General features: G+C 63.1%; 25 protein-coding genes. 14 read left to right on the forward strand and 11 right to left on the reverse strand.

Annotated features, from left to right (window positions below):
• The first annotated feature begins 212 nt into the window (after nt 1-212).
• From EN859_RS24455 to EN859_RS24490, 8 genes are all read left to right on the forward strand, one after another.
• Nucleotides 213-575, forward strand: coding sequence for a hypothetical protein (locus EN859_RS24455; protein ID WP_127855387.1), 363 nt, complete (start codon nt 213-215; stop codon nt 573-575).
• A gap of 102 nt (nt 576-677) precedes the next feature.
• Nucleotides 678-869, forward strand: coding sequence for a hypothetical protein (locus tag EN859_RS24460; protein WP_189502205.1), 192 nt, complete (start codon nt 678-680; stop codon nt 867-869).
• 138 nt (nt 870-1,007) lie between these two features.
• Nucleotides 1,008-1,442, forward strand: a complete 435-nt coding sequence (locus EN859_RS24465; protein ID WP_127855388.1) for a VOC family protein — start codon at nt 1,008-1,010, stop codon at nt 1,440-1,442.
• A 433-nt stretch (nt 1,443-1,875) separates the two neighbouring features.
• Nucleotides 1,876-2,595 carry a FadR/GntR family transcriptional regulator gene (locus EN859_RS24470; protein ID WP_127855389.1) on the forward strand — a complete coding sequence of 240 codons (720 nt, stop codon included), beginning with the start codon at nt 1,876-1,878 and terminating at the stop codon, nt 2,593-2,595.
• Nucleotides 2,596-2,706: 111 nt separating this feature from the next.
• The gene (locus tag EN859_RS24475) at nt 2,707-3,633 is read left to right on the forward strand and encodes a sialic acid TRAP transporter substrate-binding protein SiaP (protein WP_245525696.1); all 927 of its coding nucleotides are present in this window, start codon (nt 2,707-2,709) and stop codon (nt 3,631-3,633) included.
• A 147-nt stretch (nt 3,634-3,780) separates the two neighbouring features.
• Complete coding sequence (locus EN859_RS24480; RefSeq protein ID WP_127855391.1) at nt 3,781-4,353, forward strand: TRAP transporter small permease; 573 nt, start codon at nt 3,781-3,783, stop codon at nt 4,351-4,353.
• 3 nt (nt 4,354-4,356) lie between these two features.
• A complete protein-coding gene (locus tag EN859_RS24485) occupies nt 4,357-5,763 on the forward strand; it encodes a TRAP transporter large permease (RefSeq protein ID WP_127855392.1) in 1,407 nt (468 codons plus the stop codon).
• A complete protein-coding gene (locus tag EN859_RS24490; protein WP_127855393.1) occupies nt 5,760-6,809 on the forward strand; it encodes an L-idonate 5-dehydrogenase in 1,050 nt (349 codons plus the stop codon). The genes EN859_RS24485 and EN859_RS24490 overlap by 4 nt, the downstream gene beginning before the upstream one ends.
• A 126-nt stretch (nt 6,810-6,935) precedes the next feature.
• Here EN859_RS24490 and EN859_RS24495 read toward each other — a convergent pair whose 3' ends face one another.
• Nucleotides 6,936-7,139, reverse strand: coding sequence for a hypothetical protein (locus tag EN859_RS24495; protein ID WP_127855394.1), 204 nt, complete (start codon nt 7,137-7,139; stop codon nt 6,936-6,938).
• 304 nt (nt 7,140-7,443) lie between these two features.
• On the opposite strand from EN859_RS24495, the gene EN859_RS24500 reads away from it, so the two are divergent.
• Both EN859_RS24500 and EN859_RS24505 read left to right on the forward strand, forming a co-directional pair.
• A complete protein-coding gene (locus tag EN859_RS24500; protein ID WP_127855395.1) occupies nt 7,444-7,689 on the forward strand; it encodes a hypothetical protein in 246 nt (81 codons plus the stop codon).
• Between the two features lie 167 nt (nt 7,690-7,856).
• Complete coding sequence (locus EN859_RS24505) at nt 7,857-8,771, forward strand: class I SAM-dependent methyltransferase (RefSeq protein WP_210237718.1); 915 nt, start codon at nt 7,857-7,859, stop codon at nt 8,769-8,771.
• 21 nt (nt 8,772-8,792) lie between these two features.
• Here the strand turns inward: EN859_RS24505 and EN859_RS24510 are convergent, their stop codons facing one another.
• From EN859_RS24510 to EN859_RS24535, 6 genes are all read right to left on the reverse strand, one after another.
• Entirely contained in the window at nt 8,793-9,092 is a 300-nt protein-coding gene (locus tag EN859_RS24510; protein ID WP_127855397.1) for a DUF982 domain-containing protein, read from the reverse strand.
• Nucleotides 9,093-9,211: 119 nt separating this feature from the next.
• On the reverse strand, nt 9,212-9,400 hold the full coding sequence (locus tag EN859_RS24515) for a hypothetical protein (protein WP_127855398.1): 189 nt from the start codon (nt 9,398-9,400) through the stop codon (nt 9,212-9,214).
• A gap of 351 nt (nt 9,401-9,751) precedes the next feature.
• Nucleotides 9,752-10,402: a flavodoxin gene (locus EN859_RS24520; RefSeq protein WP_127855399.1), complete on the reverse strand. Its 651-nt coding sequence runs from the start codon at nt 10,400-10,402 to the stop codon at nt 9,752-9,754.
• Between the two features lie 41 nt (nt 10,403-10,443).
• Nucleotides 10,444-11,439, reverse strand: a complete 996-nt coding sequence (locus EN859_RS24525; protein ID WP_127855400.1) for an aldo/keto reductase — start codon at nt 11,437-11,439, stop codon at nt 10,444-10,446.
• 43 nt (nt 11,440-11,482) lie between these two features.
• A complete protein-coding gene (locus EN859_RS24530) occupies nt 11,483-12,910 on the reverse strand; it encodes an MFS transporter (protein ID WP_127855401.1) in 1,428 nt (475 codons plus the stop codon).
• The gene (locus EN859_RS24535; RefSeq protein WP_127855402.1) at nt 12,907-13,320 is read right to left on the reverse strand and encodes a cupin domain-containing protein; all 414 of its coding nucleotides are present in this window, start codon (nt 13,318-13,320) and stop codon (nt 12,907-12,909) included. The genes EN859_RS24530 and EN859_RS24535 overlap by 4 nt, the downstream gene beginning before the upstream one ends.
• A 137-nt stretch (nt 13,321-13,457) precedes the next feature.
• On the opposite strand from EN859_RS24535, the gene EN859_RS24540 reads away from it, so the two are divergent.
• The 3 genes from EN859_RS24540 (at nt 13,458) to EN859_RS24550 (ending at nt 16,185) form a co-directional block, all read left to right on the forward strand.
• Entirely contained in the window at nt 13,458-14,351 is an 894-nt protein-coding gene (locus EN859_RS24540; protein WP_127855403.1) for a LysR family transcriptional regulator, read from the forward strand.
• Between the two features lie 99 nt (nt 14,352-14,450).
• Nucleotides 14,451-15,299: a MerR family transcriptional regulator gene (locus EN859_RS24545; RefSeq protein WP_245525684.1), complete on the forward strand. Its 849-nt coding sequence runs from the start codon at nt 14,451-14,453 to the stop codon at nt 15,297-15,299.
• 313 nt (nt 15,300-15,612) lie between these two features.
• The gene (locus tag EN859_RS24550; RefSeq protein WP_189502207.1) at nt 15,613-16,185 is read left to right on the forward strand and encodes a GNAT family N-acetyltransferase; all 573 of its coding nucleotides are present in this window, start codon (nt 15,613-15,615) and stop codon (nt 16,183-16,185) included.
• Nucleotides 16,186-16,194: 9 nt separating this feature from the next.
• On the opposite strand, the gene EN859_RS24555 is transcribed toward EN859_RS24550, so the two are convergent.
• From EN859_RS24555 to EN859_RS24570, 4 genes are read right to left on the reverse strand one after another with little or no spacing between them, the layout of a single operon-like run.
• The gene (locus EN859_RS24555; RefSeq protein ID WP_127855405.1) at nt 16,195-17,022 is read right to left on the reverse strand and encodes an ABC transporter permease; all 828 of its coding nucleotides are present in this window, start codon (nt 17,020-17,022) and stop codon (nt 16,195-16,197) included.
• 2 nt (nt 17,023-17,024) lie between these two features.
• Nucleotides 17,025-18,308 carry an ABC transporter permease gene (locus EN859_RS24560; RefSeq protein ID WP_127855406.1) on the reverse strand — a complete coding sequence of 428 codons (1,284 nt, stop codon included), beginning with the start codon at nt 18,306-18,308 and terminating at the stop codon, nt 17,025-17,027.
• Between the two features lie 6 nt (nt 18,309-18,314).
• Nucleotides 18,315-19,364, reverse strand: a complete 1,050-nt coding sequence (locus EN859_RS24565) for an ABC transporter substrate-binding protein (protein ID WP_127855407.1) — start codon at nt 19,362-19,364, stop codon at nt 18,315-18,317.
• Nucleotides 19,361-20,518, reverse strand: a complete 1,158-nt coding sequence (locus tag EN859_RS24570) for an ABC transporter ATP-binding protein (RefSeq protein ID WP_127855499.1) — start codon at nt 20,516-20,518, stop codon at nt 19,361-19,363. Before EN859_RS24570 ends, EN859_RS24565 begins: the two co-directional genes overlap by 4 nt.
• 333 nt (nt 20,519-20,851) lie before the next feature.
• Here EN859_RS24570 and EN859_RS24575 point away from each other — a divergent pair, with 333 nt between their 5' ends.
• Nucleotides 20,852-22,240, forward strand: a complete 1,389-nt coding sequence (locus EN859_RS24575; RefSeq protein ID WP_127855408.1) for a PLP-dependent aminotransferase family protein — start codon at nt 20,852-20,854, stop codon at nt 22,238-22,240.

The following is a 22,240-nucleotide window of genomic DNA, read 5'->3' on the forward strand; positions in this document are numbered from 1 at the left end:
CGCGGGTGCGCTATCCGTGGCCTCATCGCTTGGCTGGCGGTCGCCCAGTACCTCGGCTCGGCAAATGCCTATTTCGCCACCAGCGATTCACGGTTTTGCGGTTTTCGGCGGCCTGAATGCGAGTTCAAGCGCGCATCGTCACTTTTTTAGATTGCATTCGTAATCTATCTCCTATATAGAGGTCGAACGAAATCTAAAAAAGGAGATACGAGATGATCCGCAAAACCCTGAGCGCATCGCTCCTGGCAGCGCTGTTTCTTGCGACCCCGGCTTTGGCCGAGGAAGCCACCATCGGACGCCCGATCGAAGCCGGCAGCCTGCACGAGGGCCGCCTCGACATGGTGGTCTACTACGTCCCGGGCGACGGCGACCTCCTGAAGGTCACCGCCACCTTCGCACCGAAGACCGGGGGCGATCCGCTGCGCGTCGTCATGGGCCTCGCCGACGGCGACTCCGTGGCGTTTTCCATGCCGGGCCATCAGGGCTCGCCCTACGCGTTCTCGAGGTCCGGCGAGGAGGTGACGGTGTCGTCCGAAAACGACGTGCACCTGCGAGCCGACGCGATAATGCGCTGACCCGACGTGCAGACCGCGCCTGCCTGCTGCTGGCCGCGGCGGAACGCAATCTATTTTGAGAGGCGACGAGCGTGAAAAAGAGACCTGTTATTGTGCTGGGACATGACGCAGCGCAGCGGCAAAGGAAGTCCCGTGCAGCTTAACGTTTACAAGGATGCTCGCCATGCATTTGACTCCCCAGAATTCAAGACTGGCATCGAGGCCTACGGTCACCAGGCGGAGTATAATGCAGTTGCCGCCGATCAATCCGTAAGCGACGTCCGTGTCTTTTTACAGCACGTGTTCGGCGACTAAGTCACTCGTTCGGGTCGATCCGGAGTATCAATTGTGCCAGGCGTGAAAGGCAATCGGAACCGAGCTACGTCCGACGCGTTTTGTCGCCGAACTTATCCACCATATAAATCAAATCACGAAGCCGTAGGTTGGTGAGTCATGAAGCCACAGATTGGTGTCGTCACGCTTGGGGTCGACGACCTAGATCGATCGCTTGCGTTTTATCGCGACGGTCTCGGTTTGCCCACAAAGGGTATTACCGCCGACGACTTCAAAGGCGACGATACGCATCCCGCGGGGGCCATAGTGATGTTTCACCTGCAGGGCGGCCTTACCCTTGCCCTTTATCCTCGAAGCGAGCTTGCCAAGGATGCGCACCACTCCATCGGGGCTCCAAGCTCCACAGAGTTCAGTCTTGGGTACCTTGCCGGTAGCAAAGACGAGGTCGATCAAATACTGAACCAAGCGAAAGCAGCGGGCGCCACGCTCACTGACGCAGCTCACGACCGACCTTGGGGTATTTATTCGGGATACTTCAAAGACCCGGATGGCCACCTCTGGGAAGTCATTCGGAATCCATCAACACCGCAATAGGTCACCAAGGCAACCGTCCACGCGAGAGTGCGTGCGCTATCCCCAAACGCAAATGCGGAGGTATTGCTCAAGGCTGCCCGGCCCCTACCGCACATCCGTCGTCGGCAATCCAATGTCCGCCAATCGCTACTCGGATACCAGAAGCTGCCCGTCTGCTCCGGCCCAGATTGAGACGTTCATAGCCTCGTCGCAGAGCGTCGGCAGTTGGCGCTGCCTGCTCGTTCCGATCGACGAGACAAACGGCGACATCCCACCCATTGTTGCCGGGCCTCCGATCAAGGTCTGTTCGGCACCTTGCGAGATCATGATCCAACTTAAGAATCCCGGTCATATTTTCGCTTGACTCGCCCGATCTGCCGTCTAGGCTGTGGTCAATAGGTCAGACCAATATACCAATCGGCATATTGGTGATCCGGGGAGGGAACAGGCTGACATGCCGATACAGGCCGTTGAACCGCGCCGGCTCTACCGACAGGTCGCCGATCAGCTCAGGCAGCTGATCGATTCCGGCGAGTTTGCCGTCGGCGATCGTCTGCCGACCGAGCGGGAACTGGCCGACCAGCTGGGAATATCACGCCCGACAGTGCGCGAAGCGCTGATCGCGCTGGAGGTCGAAGGCCGCATACGCATCCGCGTCGGCTCCGGCATCTACGTCACCGATCGGCCGAACGCTGCTGCATCCGAAGCGGAAACGGACGAAGGCCCGTTCGAGCTGTTGCGCGCACGCGAATTCGTAGAAGGCGCGATCGCCGCCGAAGCCGCTCTCCATGTCCGGCCGGCCGATCTCGAACTGCTCGACGACGTGCTGCGCCGGATGGAAGCCATGCGCCACCCAAACAAAATGACCATCGCGCTCGACCGGGAATTCCACACGTCCGTGGCCGGCATTCTCGAAAACGCCGTGCTGGTGCGCTTCATCGGCGAGCTTTTCGACCAGCGCATGAATCCTTTCTTCGAACGCCTGTCGATCTATTTCGAGAACAGGGATTCGTGGCGGATCGCCGCCGAGGAGCATCGTGCCGTGCGCGATGCCATCGCCGCGCGCGATCCCGAGCGGGCCAAGGCTGCCATGCAGCATCACCTGCGCCAGTCGCAACTCAGATTCTCACGCAATTTCGACGAGAGAGCCGTAGCCAGGGAGGTTGCGCTCTAGATAGTCGATCGGCCGGGAGGAGCTCCGGCCGGATCAGTCCAATCCAACCAGGGAGGAACTAGCATGCTGAGGAAATACGCAATTCTGCTCGGTGCGATCGCCGCGATCGCAATGCCGATGGCTTCGGCCTCGGCGCAGACGGTGCTGAAATGGGCGCATGTCTACGAGACGTCGGAGCCCTTCCACACCGAAACCGTGTGGGCGGCCGAGGAGATCAAGAAGCGCACCCAGGGCCGCTACACCATCGACGTCTATCCGGCCTCGCAGCTCGGCAAGGAAGCCGACATCAACCAGGGCCTGATGCTCGGCACGGTCGACATCATCATTTCCGGGTCGAGCTTCGCGGCGCGCGAATATCCGCCGATCGGCGTCACCTATTTCCCCTACACCTTCCGCGACGCCGACCATCTGCTGAAATATACCAAGAGCGATGTCTACAAGGCCTTGACCAAGGGCTACGAGGACAAGACCGGCAATCACATCACCGCCACCACCTACTATGGAACGAGGCAGACCACCTCGAACCGGCCGATCGCCAAATGCTCCGACATGCAAGGCCTGAAGATGCGCGTTCCCGACGTGCCGGCCTACCTCGCCATGCCGCGCGCATGCGGCGCCAACACCGCGCCGATCGCCTTCGCCGAAGTGTACCTGGCGCTGCAGAACGGCACGGTCGAGGCGCAGGAGAATCCGCTGACCACCATCGAAGCGAAGAAATTCTACGAGGTGCAGAAGCACATCGTGCTCACCGGCCACATCGTCGATCATCTCAACACCATCATATCGGCGTCGCGCTGGGCCTCGCTGTCCGACGAGGACAAGAAGATCTTCACCGAGGTGATGCAGGAGGCGGCCGCCCGCGCCACGGCAAAGATCGTCGCCCGCGAAAAGGAGCTGGTGCAGGTATTCAAGGACCGCGGCATTACCGTGACCGATGTCGACCGCGCCGACTTCGAGAAGAATGTGCTGGAGAAGGTCACTTTCGAGGAGTTCGGCTACAACAAGGCCGATTGGGAAGCGATCCGCGCGATCAAGTAGAGTATCGGGGAAAATCGGATGCTCAAACAAAGGGATAGAGCGGCAACCGGATTCGCCGCTTTAACCTGCCCATCCGTCCAGCCCCACGTTGCGCCGGACGGCCTTTCCAATCCTTGACGACCCCACCAGCTTCGGGAGCCCGCGCCGATGGCCGAGGAACACCATACCGAGATCACCGTCGAAGAGATCGCTCACGCCTTCGAGGAGGTGCCGGTACACGTCGACCTGTCGCACCACGGCATCGAGGACTGGATCACGCTCGCCGTGTTCTGGGGCATGGTCGCCTGCGTCTTCCTGCAGTTCTTCACCCGCTATGCGCTGAACAACAGCCTTGCCTGGACCGAGGAGATCGCCATCAACGCGCTCGTCGTCGTCGTCTTTCTCGGCGCCGCCATGTGCGTGCGCATTTCGCGCCACATCCATGTCGACGTGCTCTACCACTATTTGCCGGAGCGCGCCGGCCGCTGGTTGGCGCTTAGCGTCGACGTCATCCGTGTCGTCTTCTTCGCCTATGGGACCTGGCTGATGTGGCGCTACGTCTCGATCGTGGCGCATGAGCGCATGGTCACCGTCAACCTGCCGCGCCGCTGGTTCTTCTACGCCGTGCTGGCCGGCTTCGCGCTGATGTTCGTGCGCTCGATCCAGGTCTTCGTCGCCAACTACAGGCGTGGCTATTCGGTGCTCGAGCGCCCCGGTGCGTTCGAAACAGTGGGGGACTGAGCCATGCTGCTTCTGGTCGGAGGCTTTCTTGTCCTGATGCTGATCGGCGTGCCGGTCGCCGTTTCGATGGCGGCCGCCTCGGTGCTCTACCTCGTCATCTACGGCGTCGCGCCCGACATCATCGCGGCCCAGCGCATGATTGCCGGGGTGGAGAGCTTTCCGCTGCTCGCGGTGCCGTTCTTCATCCTGGCCGGCAACCTCATGAACATCGCCGGCGTCACCGGCCGCATCTACGCCTTCGCCCTTGCCCTGGTCGGCTGGATGAAGGGCGGCCTGGCGCAGGTCAACATCATCGGATCGGTCATCTTCTCCGGCATGTCTGGCACCGCGCTCGCCGACGCCGCCGGCATCGGCACCATCGAGATCAAGGCGATGAAGGACCACGGCTATCCAATCGACGCCGCGGTCGGGGTCACCGCCGCCTCCGCCACGCTCGGGCCGATCTTCCCGCCCTCGCTGCCCTTCGTCATCTACGGCATGATGGCCAATGTCTCGATCGGCGCGCTGTTCATGGCCGGCATCCTGCCCGGCGTAGTCATGACCGTGCTGATGATGGTGACGGTCGCCATCTTCGCCTACCGGCGCGGCTGGGGTTCCGACACGCCGTTCGAGTTGCGGCGGCTCGCCGAAGCGGCGGGCGAGGTGTTGGTGGTGGCTGCCTTCCCGCTCGCCTGCTACCTGCTGGTGCAGCTTGGCCTGTCCGTCAATATCGCGGTCGGCATCGCGCTGCTGGTGTTGATTGCGGCCGACTGGTATTTCGACTTCTCCGCGGTCATGGCGCTGATGACGCCGATCATCCTGATCGGTGGCATGACGATGGGCTGGTTTACACCGACCGAGGCGGCGATGGCCGCCGTGATCTGGTCGCTTTTCCTCGGGCTGGTGCGTTACCGCACGATGACGCTGCGCCTGCTGGCCAAGGCCAGCTTCGACACCATCGAGACGACGGCCTCGGTGCTGTTCATCGTCACCGCCGCCTCGATCTTCGCCTGGCTGCTCACCGTCAGCCAGGCGGCACAGCTGTTCTCGACCTTCATCTTCGCGCTCACCGACAACAAGTGGATCTTCCTCATCCTGGTGAACATCCTGATGCTGGTGGTCGGCTGCTTCCTCGATACGATCGCGGCGATCACCATCCTGGTGCCGATCCTGCTGCCGGTGGCTGCCGTCTACGGCATCAACCCGGTGCATTTCGGGCTGATCATGACGCTCAACCTGATGATCGGGCTGCTGCACCCGCCGCTCGGCATGGTGCTGTTCGTGCTGTCGCGCGTCGCCAAGCTCTCGGTCGAGCGCACCACCATGGCGATCCTGCCCTGGCTGGTGCCGCTGATCGTGGCGCTGCTGCTGATCACCTTCATCCCGGTAATCACGCTCTGGCTGCCGACCCAGATGGGACTGATCCGATGAACGCTCACGCCATTGCCGCGACGCTGTTCGGCCCGCAGGACCTGCGTATCGTCGAGCATCCGCTCGCACCGCTGGCGCCCGGCATGGTGCGGGTGCGCTTCGGCGCGGGAGGCATCTGCGGCTCCGACCTGCATTATTTCCGCCATGCCCGGACCGGCGATTTCGTCGTCACCTCGCCGCTGATCCTCGGCCACGAGATATCAGGCGAGATCGTCGAGATCAGCGGCGCCGCACCTCGCCTCAGCGTCGGCGACCATGTCGCCGTCAATCCGTCGCGCTGGTGCGGACATTGCGCGCGCTGCCTGGAGGGGCGCGCCAATCTCTGCGAGAACATCTATTTCATGGGCTCGGCATCGAAGACGCCGCATATGCAGGGCGGCTTCGCCAGCCTGTTCGACGCCACGCCGGCGCAATGTTTCAAGGTGCCGCCTGATGTGGCCTACCAGGCGGCGGCGCTTGCCGAGCCGCTCGCCGTCAGCCTGCACGCCGTCGCGCGGGCTGGCGACATCACCGGCCGGAACGTCATCCTGTTCGGTGCCGGTCCGATCGGCCTGTTGACCATGCTGGCGGCGAGGCTTGGCGGTTGCGGCGAACTCACCGTCGCCGACATCGCCGCCGCTCCGCTCGCGTTCGCCCGCCGGCTTGGCGCCGACAGGACGATCGATCTTTCCGGCGGCGACGCCGAGCTCCAGGCGCTCGCCACCGGCGGGTCGCTCGATGTGGCGTTCGAGATTTCGGGCACCGCGGCCGGCCTTGCCGCGGCGATCGCCAGCGTCCGGCGCGCCGGCACGGTGGTCCAGGTCGGCAATCTTCCCGGCGGCCAGATTCCGGTGCCGGCCAATGCGGTGATGGCCAAGGAGATTGACCTCAAAGGCACCTTCCGCTTCGGCACGGAGTTCGCCCGCGCCGTCGATCTCATCGTTGCGGGCGAGGTGGACGTGCTGAAGCTGGTGACCGCGGAACGCGCGCTTTCTGCCGCCCCTGATGCCTTCCGCCTTGCCGCCGACCGTTCGCAGAGCGTCAAGGTCGTGCTGACTGCAGGATAGCACACCGGACTCCCTGGCCGTTATCGCTTTGTTTTGGTCGAGCGTCGGATTCTAAAAACCGATGTGTTGGATGCGTGGCGAGCAAGACCCTCGCCACGCATCGCTGCTGGATTTTGGGGACCAGCATTAGTGCACCGATTGTCTCCTGGCGTATGCGGCGACGGCTGCGAGGAAAGCCATTGCTGCGGCATCGCACTTCGCGCGGGACGTGCCATTCGCCAGAAGGAGTAGCTCGGCGGCTCGAATATTCAGTCCATATTTCTCAGCGAAAGCAACTGCTTCGTAGGGCTCGTTATCGGGCCCGATGACCAGGCCGTAATTGTCGCTCATGAATTTCCTCCCGTTACGAATTTGCCCCTCCTTGGCACCAAAAGTTAACGTCGCGGGCATCGCGCGAGTCTAGAAATCAAGGATTGTGTAAAAAGCGTACGGTGCTTAATCGCCGGCCGTCGCTGCAGGATTTCTGGGAGGAAGACTGGAAATGAGGCCGGGTTTTCAGCTTCCCGGTCCGGACCAGATGGACAACCTGCTGAAAGCTCACACCTAGCTATCAGGGCAAAGCCTGACTGTTACCAACCTGCATTGCGCGCAGAATAACGCCAAGCGGTGGAGCGAACAACGAAGGAGCGAGCCTATGGCGCCCGAAGTTGAACGCGAAGAAAATCCAGACGCTGCTCCCGAACTGGCGCGGCGCGACTTCATTAAAGGGATAGGCAAATTCGCGGCCGTTACGCCCGCGACCGTGACGATGTTGCTCGAGGTCAGCATGAACTCGCCCGCTGTGGCGGCGTCAGGCGGCAAGCCCGGCTGGGGATTTGGCACCAGTAACCCTCCTCACAACGGACCTCCAGGACTCCTCAAAAAGCCGTCGAGACCGTAGCCCTCGAACGGCTGTGGCGTTGCCGGCGATTTTCGCAGGCACGCTGCCTTTTGCTGGCGATCCGGCTTCGACCCGTCGTCACACGTGGCGAAGAACCCCTCGGAGTTACTGGTATGTTGGTGGAACGGGAGGCTTGCCTCCGCATCTTGCGCTGTCCGCGGCACGGAGTGAAGCTCGTGCAGGCGGGCAGGGACAGCCTCGTATCTGACTGCCCAGATCCTAGCGAGGCTTTGGAATATCCGGTAGTCGACCACACGCCCATTCTGATCGATTTTGAGGATTCGATCCTGGATCGGAACGCTACCGTCGAAAGCGCGGGCAAAAGTGTGGTCGAGCGGAAGGACTACCGAGGCATCTTCCGTATTATCAAACATACGCTTTCGCCTCGAAAGGGCAGCACGCGCGAGAACGTCTCCGCCCTGATGCGGGAACTGAAGAAGCGCGCTGCCCCGATACGAATGCTGATGGTCGGGGGCGGCAGCATCGGGCAGGGGATGCGACCCTTCTACGACGATCCCGATATCCAGATCTACGCATTCGACATCTACAAATCACCACTCGTCCAATTCATCGCGGATGCCCATCACGTTCCGCTGCCGGACCGATTCTTTGACGTCGTTGTGATCCAGGCCGTGCTCGAACACGTGCTGCGGCCGTCTGACGTGGTGGCGGAGATCTGGCGTGTTCTGAAGGATGATGGGTTGGTCTATGCCGAAACGCCTTTCATGCAACAGGTGCATGAGGGAGCCTATGATTTCACCCGATTCACCGAAAGCGGGCATCGGTATCTGTTCAGACGGTTCGACGTGATCCACTCCGGCGCCAGCGGCGGACCCGGTATTCAGTTCATGTGGTCGGTCGACTACCTTGCGCGGAGCGTTTTTCGCTCCAGAGCTGCTGGTAAATTGGCGAAGCTTGCGGTCTTCTGGGCGCAATATCTCGATAGGGTGGTGCCGTCGGACTACGCCGTCGATGGGGCCAGTGGGGTCTTCTTTCTCGGCCGCAAGGCGCAATCGGCGGTTCGCCCTTTCCAGATGGTTGAATACTATCAGGGCGCGCAGAAGCCACGCCGGCGAAGGTAGAGAGATTCTCGGCGGGTCTGGTCAGAACAGAGAGCCGGTCATTTCATCGAACATGCTCACAACCGGGGTCCGCTTCGTGGCTCTGAGGAGCCTCTGCTCTCGTGCGGCGCTCTTGAATGCCTGTAGGGCAACTTCGGGTTTGCAACTGCCGTCTCTTGCCGCGGCAATGAGCCGTTCAGCCTCCAGAAAAAGATGGCAGTCCTTGCTGTGCCACTTGCGATCAAGGGCTTTCGCTGCATCGCAGATCGATGAAACGATCATCGAGCTTCCATCTGCGAACCGGATGGTGACGGGCAGGAATTTGCCCTTTTGGCGTGACATCCGCCCTCCTGCCTGCCCACCGATCGAACTCTCTGCACCGAGACAGGCCGCCGACCGGCGCCGCGACGGTAACGATGGGAAAGCAGGTTTCCCGGCAGGACGCGGACGTGAAGGCATAGCTATTCGTCCTTGGATTTCTCGCTGTCCAAGGCAGAGAGTTTCCGCGTGGCTTCATCGGCTGCAACCCCGATCAGCGCGTCGAATTCGGGGATTTCATCAATATGACCGCCCGAGGCGACGGATCGTCGAATGTGAAGCAGCAGCGATCTCGCCTTACGCAGGACGCCGGACAGGTTGTTTTTGTCCATGGCTCGCCTCATCGCAAGATTGGTCGAGAGGCCGCCCGCAGGCTGTTCTTGCCCAAATGTACGTTTGTTCCTCTGCAAGAGAAATGTCGGAAACGTACAAAGCTCGATGTACCATAACGAGCTTCTTTCGATTTGGTTGCCGCGCAGCTGGTTGGCGAAGGCGATTTTGACGCAGGCTCAAAACCGTCAGACCCGCTGGTTTCGGCGATCTTCCGATCGGCCCGCGTCCCTCCTGCAAGGGCGCGGGCTTTGTCGTGCATTGTACGGAAATAACCAACGGTGCGGCCCCGGAACAACCTTGCCGCGGATGTCGTTGGTGCGCTGATCGGATTCCAGCCCACCCCTGTCCGGTCAATCCTGTGTCAGGCCCGCTGCTCTGCCCGGCAGCGGGCCATTTGCATGACGCCGGAGCCACTCCTGCACCTTGGTTTCTGCCTTGGTCGCATCCTCGCCGAGGATCGCCAGGCCGTCCAGTATGGTGGCATCGGGGCATAGTTCCTCGATATCACGCCGCGATCGCCCCAGGCCGCTGACGATGTAGGTGACGAACGGTGCAATTGTCTTGCCCGACAGGTCATGGCTGGACAGAAAGCTGCGCACAGGCGGCGTCAGCCTTACGTTCCACAGCGGCGAGCCGATGAAGATGACGTCATAGTTCCCAAGATTGTCGATCTTGGTCCGCAATGGCGGCTTGTAGTCGGACCGCTGTTCCTCGACATTTTGTGCTACAAGCGCGTCATAGTCGTCCGGATAGGGCTCCACTGTCTGGATCTCCGCCAGGTCGCCGCCGACCAGCCCGTGGATTTGAGTGGCGACGGTCCTGGTGTGGCCGGTGCGCGAATAATAGAGGATCAGAACCTTTCGTCCTGCAGATCCCTGTCCTGCCGGCTGCGCGAGGGCTTCTGGCGGCGCGGAAAAAAGGCCGCCGATGACAAGTCCGGAAATTGCCGTCCAGCAAGAGCCCAGGAATTGCCGTCGGGCTCTATCTTGTTGTTTGATCATGATCTTTCCGAAAACCGGGTTCCACTTTTCGAGATCATGGTCTAGCGTCCCGTCATATCCAGCACCGCCTGAGGCAGGCGCGCGCCCTGCAGCGTGATGCGGGAAGCGGCCTCGTCGATACCCCTGAGCTCTTCCGGCGTGAGGCCGATGGCAACGGCCCCGAGGTTTTCCTCCAACCGATGCGGCTTGGTGGTGCCGGGGATCGGAACGATCCACGGCTTCTGCGCCAGCAGCCAGGCAAGGGCGATCTGAGCCGGGGTGGCGTCCTTCAGTGCCGCAACGTTGCGCAGCAGATCGACCAGCGCCACGTTCGCTTTGAGCGCCTCGGGCGCAAAGCGAGGAACGGCGGCGCGGAAGTCGGACCTGTCGAACCTGGTGTTCTCATCCATTTTGCCGGTGAGGAAGCCTGCCCCCAGCGGGCTGAAGGGGACGAAACCGATGCCGAGTTCCTCCAGTGTCGGCAGGATCTCCGCCTCAGGTCCCCGGTACCACAGCGAATATTCGCTCTGCACCGCTGTCACAGAGTGGACGGCATGAGCGCGCCGAATGGTCTGTGCTGCGGCTTCGGAGAGCCCGAAATGCCTGACCTTGCCGTCCCGGACCAGATCCTTGATCGCGCCCGCGACATCCTCGATCGGCACATCAGGGTCGACGCGATGCTGGTAGAACAGGTCGATTCGATCGGTCTTGAGCCGCCTGAGCGAAGCCTCGGCAACCGCCTTGATATGGTCCGGCCTGCTGTTCAGACCTCCGCTGCGTTGTCCCGTCTTGAGGTCGATGTCGAAGCCGAACTTGGTGGCGATCACCACTTTGTCCCGCAACGGCGCCAGCGCTTCGCCAACCAGTTCCTCGTTGACGAACGGACCATAAGACTCGGCCGTGTCGAACAACGTCACGCCATGGTCCACAGCCCCACGTATGAGGGAGATCATATCGCCCCTGCCGGCCGGCGGACCATAGGCCGAGGTCATGCTCATGCAGCCGAGCCCGAGGGCCGAGACTTCCAGGTCGCTGGTTCCAAGTATGCGTTTATGCATTGGGATCGCTCCTTGTTGGGGCAGGCGACGGCCGCCTCACCGGTCAATCCTGTATGGTTGATGCGATTGGCGGCCGAACAGCCATGTGCGGCCGGACGATCAGGGTGAAGACGAGAACCAGCGCCAGCACGAGCATGACGCCGCCGCCAGTGATCGCGGTCGCGATCTGATGTGCCAACAGCTCTCGGCCTTCAATTGCCCCGGTCCGGGCCGCGGCGAAAACAACCACCAGGATGGCGAGGCCTAGCGAGCCGCCGAGTTGGTGGGCAACGTTGACCAGTCCCGACGCTGCGCCTGCGTCCTTGTCGGCAACACCGGCGACCCCCGCTACCGTGAGCGGACCGAGGGCAAAGCCGTTGCCGAAACCGATCAGGATCATCGGTAGCGCGATGCCTGCCAAATAGCCGGTTTCCGCATCTGCCCTGCCCAGCCAGAGCATCCCAGCGGCCAAGAACGCCAGCGCTAAGGTCAGCAGGCCTCCGTTGCCTAGACGCCGGGTGAAGGAAGGGACGGCCACGGCAGCGGCGAAGGTCGGAACCGTCATCGGCAGAAAACCGAGACCCGCCTGGAGTGGCGTGTATCCCAGAACGCCCTGCATCAGTTGGGTCGTGAAAAAGAAGAAGCCCATTACTGAGCCCACGAACAGCATGCGTGCGACGTACGCTCCTGAGCGTTCGCGGCTCGCAAAAAGCCAAAGCGGCAGGATCGGCTGTGGGACGCGCCTTTCGTTGACAACGAAGACGGCGAGAAAGAACAGGCCGGCGGCGACCGCTGACAGGGTCAAGGCATCGCTCCACCCCGCTTCGGCGGACCGAACCATTCCATAGACGAGCATCGTCATACCGAGGGTGGAACTGACTGCGCCGACGACATCGAAGGCGCCCGACCTCCGTTCCGTTTCCCTCAGGATGCTGCGCGCAGCAAGCATCAGGGCGATGCCGATGGGCACGTTCATGAAGAATCCGACGCGCCAGGAAATCCAGTCCGCGAACAGGCCTCCGAGCACGAGCCCCAGGCTCGACCCGACCCCGGCCACCATGGAGTAGTAAGCCAATGCGCGGGTTCGCGCGGCGCCTTCGGGAAAATTCGTCGAGAGCAGGGCAAGCACCGTCGGCGCCAGGATCGCCGCGCCGACGCCCTGCACGGCGCGCGCGGCGAGCAGCCAGGCCGGCATCTGGGCCAGGCCGATGGCAAGCGACGCGGCCGTGAAGAGCCCCAGTCCGATCAGGAACATACGTCGCCGCCCGAAGACGTCGCCGGCGCGTGCGCCGAGCATCAGCAAGCCGCCGAAGCTCAACATGTAGACGGTCTGTACCCAGGACAGGCCGGTGGCGGAAAAAGCGAGATCCTCACGGATCTTCGGCAGGCCGGTGATGGCGATCGAAATGTCCAGCACGATCATCAGATAGCTGGTGAGCACGATCGCGAGCACGGCCGTCTTGTTGGGGACGGAAGGGGCGGTCATCGTCATGCGCGCTCCGCCGTCGAGCCGGCGTATTGCTCGTCGCTGACATGCTCCATCCAGTCGACGGCCTTGCCGTCGAGCGCCTCCTGGATGGCGATGTGCGTCATCGCCGTGGTCGCCGCCGCTCCATGCCAATGCTTCTCGCCGGGCTCGAACCAGACAACATCACCTGGCCGGATTTCCTCGACCGGACCGCCCCAGCGCTGGACGCAGCCGCAGCCGGCGGTGACGATCAGAACCTGCCCCAGCGGGTGGGTGTGCCATGCGGTGCGTGCGCCGGGCTCGAAGGTGACGGCGTTGCCGGCCGCGAGCGCGGGCGCCTTTACCGGAAACAGCGGGTCGATGCGGACCGTCCCGGTGAACCATTCCGCCGGCCCCTTGCCGGACGGCTGGGAGCCACTTCTCTTGATTTCCATTGTCTTGATTCTTCTTGATTGCCGGCGTGACGGAAAAGCTGATCCGCTGCGCGTTTTCTGATGGTACGAATTTAGCCGGTGCACCGGCATGAAATTAGAGGGTAGAATGCGCATGAAGTTATGAGATGGATTCATGAATGCCACGCGCGAACGTCAACGACCTCATCGCCTTCCTGGCCGTCGCGAAGGAACGAAGTTTCACCAGGGCGGCTGCCAAACTAGGCGTCTCGCAGTCAGCGCTCAGCCATACGGTCCGGGGACTTGAAGAGCGGCTCGGGCTGCGGCTGCTGACCCGCACCACGCGCAGCGTCGCGCCGACGGAGGCGGGCGAGCGCCTACTTCAGACCCTTGGTCCGCGGTTCGAGGAGATCGAGAGCGAGCTCGCCGCGCTGAGCGAGCTGCGCGACAAGCCCGCCGGCACCATCCGCATCACCGCGGGCGAGCATGCGGCCGATGCGGTCCTGTGGCCGGCATTGGCTAAATTGCTGCCCGGCTACCCCGACATAAAGGTCGAGATCATCGTCGACTATGGCCTCACCGATATCGTGGCGGAGCGCTATGACGCCGGCGTTCGTCTCGGCGAGCAGGTGGCGAAGGACATGATCGCCGTGCGCATCGGTCCTGATATGCGCATGGCAGTCGTCGGCGCGCCCGCCTATTTCGCCAGACGCAAGCGGCCGCAGGCCCCGCAGGACCTGACGGCGCACGACTGCATCAATATCCGCTTGCCGACCTATGGCGGGCTTTACGCCTGGGAGTTCGAAAAAACCGGGCGCGAGCTCAAGGTGCGGGTGGAGGGGCAGTTTGTGTTCAACAACTCCTCCCTGAGGCTGAACGCGGCATTGGCCGGGTTCGGTCTGGCCTACCTGCCCGAAGACCAGGTGCGGGCGCACCTCACGGACGGACGGCTGGTCCGGGTGCTTGCCGACTGGTGCCCACCCTTTCCGGGTTACCATCTCTATTACCCCAGCCGCAGGCAGCAATCGCCGGCCTTCGCCTTGCTCGTCGACGCGCTGCGGTACCGCGGTTGAGCTGAAACTGAAAAAGGCGCCAAATGCGAATACGCAGTTGACCTGGCCCTTGGGTCCGCCCCGATAGGGAGAGCGGTCAACGAACGACGAGGTGATTCCTTGACCCGGTCCGCAGAATTTCTGAACCCTTCCGAGGCCGCCAGACGGCTCGGCGTTTCCACCAAGGCGCTGCGCCTTTACGAACAGCGCGGTCTGGTCGTTCCGGTTCGAACGGGCGCCAGATGGCGGACCTATGGCCCTTCGGAGATGGCTCGGGCTACCGAGATTGCAGCGCTGCGCGCGCTGGGCCTCAGCCTCACCCAGGTGGCGCAGGTGCTGAAAGGCGACCCCCAGTGCCTGGAGCCTGCCTTGGCCGCGCACCAGGCAGCGCTCGAAGGTCGGATCCGCCAGCTCTCCGATACCGTCGAGAAAGTTCGCAGCCTTCGGGCTGACCTTGCCCTGGGGCAAGCACCTGCTGCCGGAGATCTTGCGCGGCTGGTGCGACCAGCCGCCGAGATCAGCGTCGCCTTTGACCTTCCCTGGCCTTGGGGTGGCGAGAGATTCGAGCTGCGCGACATCCTGTCGCTGAATTACATCACCGGCCCGCTGGGATGCGGCAAGACACGGCTTGCCCAAGCCATCGCAGAGACTCTGCCTGACACTGATTTCCTGGGCCTGGAGCGGCTGGCGGACAGCGGCGCAGCGGCGCGGGCACGTCTGGACGCCGACCCGGCGCTGAAATCACGGGTAGACCGCGCCTTGGCCTGGCTCGTCGAGGACGGTGCTGTAGAGTCAGCTGCCCTGATCGCTCTTCTGCTCGGGATGGAAGCCAAAGACTCACCCATCCTCGTTGTCGACATGGTGGAGCAGGGGCTGGACCAGGCATCGCAGGAAGCACTGATCGCTTACCTGCGTCAGCGTGGGCCAGGGGCCGCTCTTCTTGCTCACGCGCTCCTGCGCCATCCTTGACATGGCTGCGGTGGGAAGCGACGAGGCGATCATCCTGTGCCCCGCAAACCACAGCCCGCCGACCCGGGTCGCACCCTATCCGGGAGCTCCCGGCTACGAGTCCGTCGTCACCTGTCTGGCATCGCCCGAGGTACGCGCGCGAACGCAGGGTGTAGTCGCCTGGCGCCCGCAGGTGGCGTGAGGCCAAACCAAAGGCTGGCGATCCTGCGAAGGCACGCCAGCCTCTGGATCCAACCCCTCTGCCCAGTTTGCCCCCAGGGAAGACTTTGCAGTACCATCCTACTTGATGTCGTTCGAACCGAAGAGAGCGACAATGGCCGGCTTTGGCGTAAAACTTCTGAACGAAACCACCTGGCCCGAGTTCGCGCGCCTGGTCGAAAGACACAATGGCGTATGGGGAGGCTGCTGGTGCATGGCCTTTCATGCGAAGCCCACCGGGCAAAATCGATCCGAGAAGGAACGCCGGGTCCGGGAGGGCCATGCTCACGCTGCCCTGGTCTATGACGACGCGGCCTGCATGGGCTGGTGTCAGTTCGGGCCGACGGAAGAGCTTCCGCGCATCAAGCACCAGCGTGCATATCGCGAAGGGCTCGTGGCGCTTCCGGACTGGAGGATCACCTGTTTCTTCGTCGACAAGTCATATCGCGGCAGAGGGGTCGCGTCGGCGGCTCTCGAGGGCGCCCTGCAGGAAATCGTCCGCCTGGGCTGGGGAACGGTGGAGTGCTACCCCGAAAACGTGGAAGGCCGGTCGACCGCAGCCGCCTTCCTGCACAATGGAACACTATCGATGTTCGAGCGGCAGGGCTTCAGGCGCGGCCGTCGTCTTGGCAAGAACCATTGGCTGGTCAGCAAAGTCCTGCCAACGAATGGCCAACCGGCCGACTGAAGGTCCGGCTTACGCGGCAGCGACCGGTCGCCGCTGGCTGCGCCGAGCCAGAAGATTGGCGACGACGAGCAGGACGATTGACAATGCCATCATCAGCGTTGCGGCTGCGGTGATCGCCGGGCTCAGCTTCTCGCGCAGGCCGATGAACATTTCGAGCGGCATGGTGCGCTGGTTGGCGCTGGCCAGGAACTGCACCACCACCACTTCGTCGAACGAGGTGACGAAGGCGAAGGCGGCACCGGAGAGCACGCCGGGCAGGATCAGCGGCAGCATCACCCTGAAGAAGGAAGTCACCGGCTTGGCGCCGGAGATCGCGGCGGCGCGCATCAGGTTGCGGTCGAAGCCGGTCAGGCTCGCTCCAACCGTGACGACGACGAACGGGCTGGCGAGGGCGGTATGGGCCAGGATGATGCCGGCATAGGTGCTGGCGAGGCCGACGCGCGCGTAGAACAGATACGAGCCGACGGCGGTGATCACCACCGGCACGATCAGCGGCGACAGCAGCAGCGGCATGACAATGCGGCGGCCGGGAAACTTTTCATCGGCAAGCGCGATCGCCGTCAACGTACCCAGTGTCGTTGCGATCAGTGTCGTGCCGAAGGCAACGATCAGGCTGTTGCCGATCGCCGATTGCCAGCGCTGCGTACCGAGCACGACTGCGTACCAGCGCGTCGAAATCCCCTCCAGCGGAAAGATGAAGAACGCGCCGCTGTTGAACGACAGCGGCACGGGGATGAGGATCGGCACCAGTAGGAACAGGATCACCAGGCCGCACCACAGCCAGAGCAGGGTGATGCGGATTCGCTCGCCGGTCGTTGGATAGGGAGACAGCAGCATGGCTAAACCAGCTTGAGACGGTCGAGGCCGAGGATCCGGGCAAAGATGCCGAACAGCGCCAGCGTAAAGACCAGCAGGATGAAGCTGAGCGCTGCCGCCATCTCCCAGTTCAGCTCGACATTGACATAGTTGGCGATGAAATTGCTGATCAGCTGGTCGCTGGCGCCGCCGATCAGCGCCGGCGTGATGTAATAGCCGAGGCAGAGAATGAAGGTGAGCATTGAGCCGGCCATCACGCCCGGAAAGACCTGCGGAAGATAGACGCGGCGGAACGCGGTAAAAGGTTTTGCGCCGAGCGAATAGGCTGCCTTCATCTGCGACGGCGGGATCGTGCGCATGACGCTATAGATCGGCAGCAGCGTGAACGGCAGCTGGATGTGCGTCATGGCGATGATCAGGCCGATGCGGCTGTACATCAGGTCGAGCCGGTCATCAGCAACGTCAAGCCACAGCAGCAGGTCGTTGACCAGGCCGAATTTCTGCAGCAGCACCGTCCAGGCCGCGGTGCGCACCAGGATCGAAGTCCAGAACGGCAGCAGCACCGCGACGATGAGGATGGCGGCGAGGCCCTTTGGCACGCTGGCGATGAGATAGGCAAGCGGGAAGCCCAGTATCAGCGTGGCCAGCGTCACCGCTGCGGCGACGAAGAACGTGCGCAGGAACACCTGCAGGAAGATCGCCTGCTCGGGCGGGACCTTGCCGATACTGCCATCGGCGTTCCAGCGCAGGTCGAGGGCGCTGAGCAGGTAGAACGACGTCACGCTGTGGGTGCCGCTCTCGATGGCCGGCCACGTGCCCGGCGCCGACCAGAACGGCACGCCTTTCATCACCTCCAGCGGCGGTTTGTCGGCGGCGCCTTCGAGCTGGCGCACGGTCTTCAGCACCTGGCTGCGTGCGCCGGGCAAGCGCGCGTTCAGGCTCTTGGCGAGCTCATACGCCGTGCCCTTGGCCTGGTTGTCCCTGAGATCGGCGGCGAGTGCCAGGAAGGCGGCATCGTCGGGCAGACCAGTGCCGTTCCAGCCGCGCAGCGCCTGGCTGGTCTGCGGCAAGGCATCGGCAATCGTCGGATCGTAGACCGCGCGCGACAGCAAGAGAACGATCGGGATGCCGAAACTCAACGCCAGCAGCACGAGCAAAGGCGCTGCCAGCATCAGCGATCGCAGCCGGTCGCCGAACTCGGCGCGCCGAAGTTTTGCCGTGACCGATTTCGCGGCCTTGGCATCGGCGGCCGACCGGTCGCGCGCGATACGCGGCCGGTCCAGTTTCGTGGGCTCAAGGGCCGACATTCTTCCCTACTGCGCGAGCCAGGCGTTGAAGCGCTTGACCAGGTCCTCGCCATAGTCGCCCCAGAATTCGGTGTCGGCGACCAGATAGGCGCTCATGTGGTCTGGCGCGTTCGGCAATTTCGGCAAGGCATCGGGCGCGACAAAGGAAGCCGCATCGGTGCGCACCGGGCCGTAGGTGATGTAGCTGGCCAGCTTGGCGTTGTTCTCCGGCTGGCTGATATAGGCCAGGTATTTGTAAGCGAGGTCCGGGTTCTTGGCGCCCTTCGGAATGGCGATCATGTCATATTCCAGGATCTGGTTGTTCCAGACGATCTTGAATGGCGCCCCGTCCTTGTCGATGGCGTTCTGGATACGGCCGTTCCACGCGGTGGTCATTACCACTTCCTTGGATGCCAGCAGCTGCGGCGGCTGCGCGCCGGCATCCCACCAGACGATATCCTTCTTGATGGTGTCGAGCTTCTTGAAGGCGCGGTCGACGCCTTCTGGCGTGGCGAGCACCTTGTAGACGTCGGCCGGCGCGACACCGTCGGCCATCAGCGCCCACTCCAAATTCTGCGCCGGGAATTTGCGCATCGCGCGCTTGCCCGGAAATTTCGTCGTGTCGAAGATGTCGAGCACCGAGGTCGGCGCCTCCTTCAGCACGTTGGGGTCATAGGCGAGCACGTCGCCATAGGCGTCGAGGCCGACGCCGCAGTCGAGCGCGGACCCTTCGAGGAACTTTTCGCGCGGCGCTATCTTGGAATAGTCGAGCCGCTCGAGGATGCCCGCATCGCAACCTTGCAGCACGGTCGCCGTTTCGACCGTCACCAGGTCGATCGGCACGTTGCCGGTATCGACCATGGCTTTGACCTTGCCGAGATCACCGAGATATTCCTGCTCGACGATCTTGGCGCCGGTCTCCTTGCTGAACGGTTCGAACCACGCCTTGCGCTGGGCGTCCTGCCAGGCGCCGCCGCTGGCCATGATCGAAAGCTCGTCGGCGAGGGCCTGATGTGCGATGGTGACGAATGCTGTGGCTGCCGCGAATGCGAACAGCCGGGCTTTGGTGATTTTCATTTGTTTTGTTCCCCTGTTTTTGAGATGAAACCGCCCGTCCCGGCATCGGCCGGAAAGGCACGGCAGTCGCTCGGCGCAAAGGAAACCGTGACCGGCTCCCCGTTGCCCATGGTCGTTTCGGGCCCGACCTTGACGGTCAGCACCTGTCCGCTTTCAAGCCGGGCCAAAAGCCGCTGGTGGTCGCCGAGATAGATGCGGCCGTCGACCGTGGCGGCGAGCCCGTTTGCTCCTTTTGAAGCCGGCGCAAGCTTCAGCCGCTCCGGCCGAATGGCGACATGGCAGCCCATTCCCTTCGTGACGCCGATGGCGAGCGCGGTGACCGAACCGCCGCCGTCCAGCGCGACGCGGCACTCCTTGCCGGAGATGCGGTCGACAGTGCCTTCCAGCGTGTTGTTCTCGCCGATGAAGCTCGCGACAAACGAAGTTTGCGGCGTGTTGTAGAGATCGTCAGGCGAACCGAGCTGAGCAATGCCGCCATTGTTGAACACGGCGACGCGGTCCGACATCGTCAGCGCCTCGCTCTGGTCATGCGTCACATAGACGATGGTGACGCCGAGCATCATGTGCAGCTGCTTGATCTCGATCTGCATGTGCTCGCGCAACTTCTTGTCGAGCGCGCCGAGCGGCTCGTCCATCAGCACCAGGCTCGGCTCGAACACCAGCGCGCGGGCAAGCGCCACACGCTGCTGCTGGCCGCCGGAAAGCTGCGCCGGCCGGCGGTCGCCGAACTGCCGCAGCCGCACCATGTCGAGCGCGCGGGCGACGCGGGATGCAATGTCGGCCTTGGTGATGTTGCGGACGGAAAGCGGGAAAGCGACGTTTTCCTCGACGCTCATATGCGGAAACAGCGCGTAGTTCTGGAACACCATGCCGATGTTGCGTTCATACGGCGGCAGCCGGTCGACCGACCTGCCTTCGAGCGTGATGACGCCACTGGTCGGCCGTTCGAAGCCAGCAAGCATGTTGAGCGTCGTCGTCTTGCCCGAGCCGGAGGGGCCGAGAAGGGTGAGGAACTCGCCGCGCGCCACGCCGAGGTTCAGCCGCGTTACCGCGAAGGTCCGGCCGTCATAGGATTTCTCGACATCGACGAACTCGACAAAACCCTGGCTGCTGGCACAGGCGCCTGCTGCCGGACGCGCACTGCCGCCTGTCAGAGCTGCCGACTGGACGGTCACGGACGGAAATCCGTCGAGTGGCGGCAGCGGCTGCTTGTCGAAACGAGGTGGTGCTTGCCGTGCATGTGTCGGTCTCGCATGACGCTGGCCGCGCAAGGGCGGCGAACCAAACTTGTATGCTCACACAATCGATCTCTAAAGGACCATAGATGCAGACAAGTTTGGCCGTCAAGCCGATTTTTTGCGGATTGTGTGGGATTTTCCAGTCGGATTTTGGAGATAGGCATCAGACAAGCACTATTGTCCGGAGTGTTGTCTTATGCTAGATGCGCCGGTACCCAGAGTGTCAACACGCCGAAACCGCCAATCCGCATGCTTCAGGACCTGCAACTCGCCTCGGATGAAGGCCCGGTCTATCGCCGCCTTGCCGACGCTATTGCCGAACGGATCACGGCCGGCACGCTTGCGGTCGGAGACCGGCTGCCGCCGCAGCGCGAGATTGCAAGGGCGCTGGGCATCAATGTCACCACGGTAACACGCGCGCTGTCGACCCTGCAGGAGCGCGGCCTGCTCGAAGCGCGACCCGGACGCGGTACCACGGTCGCTGCCCGCGACGGCGGCGAAAGACCGGGCTTCGTATCGGCGCCGAGCGAGGACACCGGCATCATCGATCTTTCCGTGAACCGGCCTGCGACCTCCGCCTATCTCGACGCGCTGGCGCTGCTCCTGCCGCGCCTGCCCAGGGACCGACACTACGCCACGCTTCAGGACTATCATCCGCCCGAGGGGCCGCTGTGGGCGAGGGGGGCGATCGCCGAATGGATGCGGCCGGTGGCCGGCGACGGCGATCCCGGCCGGATGGTGTTGGCGGCGGGCGCCCAGCACGGGCTGGATTGCGTGCTTGGCGCGGTGACCAGGCAGGGCGAGGTCGTGCTCGCCGACGAGGTGACCTATCAGGGCATCAACGCACTGTGCCGGGTGCATGGGCTCGATCTCAGGGGCGTCGCCATGGACCGCGGCGGCATGCGGCCCGATGCGTTCGAAGCGGCCTGTGCGCAGCTTCGACCGCGCGCGGTCTTCCTGGTGCCGACGCTGCACAATCCGACCACCATCACGCTGAGCGAGGAACGCCGGCACGAATTGGTGGCTGTTGCCCGGCGCCACAACGTCCTCATCATCGAGGACGACGTCTACCGCCCGCTGGCGGATGATCCGCCGCCATCGCTTGCCAGCCTCGAGCCCGAGCTGACGGTCCATATCGGCGGCCTGTCAAAATGCCTGGCCCCGGGCTTGCGCCTCGGCTTCGTCATTGCGCCGCGCGCCATTGCCGGCCAGGTGGCGGCAGCGCTGCGCATCAATTGCTGGAGCATCAGTCCGCTAGCGGCGCTGATCAGCACGCAATTGCTGGAAGAGGGGACCGCGGCGCGCATCATCGAGACGCAGAAGCAGGAGCTGCGCCAGCGTCAGGCGGTGCTGAGCGAAATCCTCGGGGGTTTCGACATCCAGACCCATCCGACCTCGACCCATGCCTGGCTGCGCCTTCCCGAGCCCTGGCGTGGCGCCGGCTTTGCCCGCACCTGCCTGCAGCGCGGCGTTGCCGTTCTTCCCGGCGACGCCTTCGCGGTCGGGCGCGAACCGGTGCAGCATGGGGTCCGCATCAATGTCGGCGCCGCGCGCTCGCTCGACGATCTGCGCACGGCCTCGAACACTATGGCTGAACTGCTCGCGGCCGGTCATCTGCAGCTTCCCGGTTTTGTCTAG

The organism is Mesorhizobium sp. M00.F.Ca.ET.216.01.1.1 (assembly GCF_004010325.2).
Classification (GTDB): domain Bacteria; phylum Pseudomonadota; class Alphaproteobacteria; order Rhizobiales; family Rhizobiaceae; genus Mesorhizobium.

What these genes read in the sequence shown, in the direction of transcription:
- EN859_RS24455 (WP_127855387.1), top strand. Translation starts at nt 213, where the DNA reads ATGATCCGCAAAACCCTGAGCGCATCGCTCCTGGCAGCGCTGTTTCTT.
- EN859_RS24460 (WP_189502205.1), top strand. Translation starts at nt 678, where the DNA reads ATGACGCAGCGCAGCGGCAAAGGAAGTCCCGTGCAGCTTAACGTTTAC.
- EN859_RS24465 (WP_127855388.1), top strand. Translation starts at nt 1,008, where the DNA reads ATGAAGCCACAGATTGGTGTCGTCACGCTTGGGGTCGACGACCTAGAT.
- EN859_RS24470 (WP_127855389.1), top strand. Translation starts at nt 1,876, where the DNA reads ATGCCGATACAGGCCGTTGAACCGCGCCGGCTCTACCGACAGGTCGCC.
- EN859_RS24475 (WP_245525696.1), top strand. Translation starts at nt 2,707, where the DNA reads ATGCCGATGGCTTCGGCCTCGGCGCAGACGGTGCTGAAATGGGCGCAT.
- EN859_RS24480 (WP_127855391.1), top strand. Translation starts at nt 3,781, where the DNA reads ATGGCCGAGGAACACCATACCGAGATCACCGTCGAAGAGATCGCTCAC.
- EN859_RS24485 (WP_127855392.1), top strand. Translation starts at nt 4,357, where the DNA reads ATGCTGCTTCTGGTCGGAGGCTTTCTTGTCCTGATGCTGATCGGCGTG.
- EN859_RS24490 (WP_127855393.1), top strand. Translation starts at nt 5,760, where the DNA reads ATGAACGCTCACGCCATTGCCGCGACGCTGTTCGGCCCGCAGGACCTG.
- EN859_RS24495 (WP_127855394.1), bottom strand. Translation starts at nt 7,139, where the DNA reads ATGAGCGACAATTACGGCCTGGTCATCGGGCCCGATAACGAGCCCTAC.
- EN859_RS24500 (WP_127855395.1), top strand. Translation starts at nt 7,444, where the DNA reads ATGGCGCCCGAAGTTGAACGCGAAGAAAATCCAGACGCTGCTCCCGAA.
- EN859_RS24510 (WP_127855397.1), bottom strand. Translation starts at nt 9,092, where the DNA reads ATGTCACGCCAAAAGGGCAAATTCCTGCCCGTCACCATCCGGTTCGCA.
- EN859_RS24515 (WP_127855398.1), bottom strand. Translation starts at nt 9,400, where the DNA reads ATGGACAAAAACAACCTGTCCGGCGTCCTGCGTAAGGCGAGATCGCTG.
- EN859_RS24520 (WP_127855399.1), bottom strand. Translation starts at nt 10,402, where the DNA reads ATGATCAAACAACAAGATAGAGCCCGACGGCAATTCCTGGGCTCTTGC.
- EN859_RS24525 (WP_127855400.1), bottom strand. Translation starts at nt 11,439, where the DNA reads ATGCATAAACGCATACTTGGAACCAGCGACCTGGAAGTCTCGGCCCTC.
- EN859_RS24530 (WP_127855401.1), bottom strand. Translation starts at nt 12,910, where the DNA reads ATGACGATGACCGCCCCTTCCGTCCCCAACAAGACGGCCGTGCTCGCG.
- EN859_RS24535 (WP_127855402.1), bottom strand. Translation starts at nt 13,320, where the DNA reads ATGGAAATCAAGAGAAGTGGCTCCCAGCCGTCCGGCAAGGGGCCGGCG.
- EN859_RS24540 (WP_127855403.1), top strand. Translation starts at nt 13,458, where the DNA reads ATGCCACGCGCGAACGTCAACGACCTCATCGCCTTCCTGGCCGTCGCG.
- EN859_RS24550 (WP_189502207.1), top strand. Translation starts at nt 15,613, where the DNA reads ATGGCCGGCTTTGGCGTAAAACTTCTGAACGAAACCACCTGGCCCGAG.
- EN859_RS24555 (WP_127855405.1), bottom strand. Translation starts at nt 17,022, where the DNA reads ATGCTGCTGTCTCCCTATCCAACGACCGGCGAGCGAATCCGCATCACC.
- EN859_RS24560 (WP_127855406.1), bottom strand. Translation starts at nt 18,308, where the DNA reads ATGTCGGCCCTTGAGCCCACGAAACTGGACCGGCCGCGTATCGCGCGC.
- EN859_RS24565 (WP_127855407.1), bottom strand. Translation starts at nt 19,364, where the DNA reads ATGAAAATCACCAAAGCCCGGCTGTTCGCATTCGCGGCAGCCACAGCA.
- EN859_RS24575 (WP_127855408.1), top strand. Translation starts at nt 20,852, where the DNA reads ATGCTTCAGGACCTGCAACTCGCCTCGGATGAAGGCCCGGTCTATCGC.